Source organism: Corallococcus caeni (assembly GCF_036245865.1).
Classification (GTDB): domain Bacteria; phylum Myxococcota; class Myxococcia; order Myxococcales; family Myxococcaceae; genus Corallococcus; species Corallococcus caeni.
In genome coordinates, this window is record NZ_BTTW01000140.1 from 1 (window position 1) to 232 (window position 232).

General features: G+C 71.1%; 1 protein-coding gene. It reads right to left on the reverse strand.

Going from position 1 to position 232, the window contains the following annotated elements:
- Window positions 1-232: DUF6531 domain-containing protein (locus tag AABA78_RS39175; RefSeq protein WP_338270644.1), on the reverse strand; the 232-nt coding region annotated here is incomplete at both ends.

Here is a 232-nt window from a genome sequence, read left to right on the forward strand (position 1 = left end):
ACCAGTTGAGAGAGGGCTGGCTGGCGAGGCTGCCACCGAAGGGCTTGGTGATGTTGCCGACGACGTTGCCGGTGTAGGACCAGGCGGCGGGGTCGGACGTGTAGAAGCGGCGCAGCGTCAGGGCGCCGGTGGCGCTGCCCAGCTGCACGTCGGTCTCCACGAGGATGCTCTCACCCGTGGCGGCGTTGACGGGGTCTCCCGCCGTCGGCAGGCGCTCGCCTTCGGGGCCGCA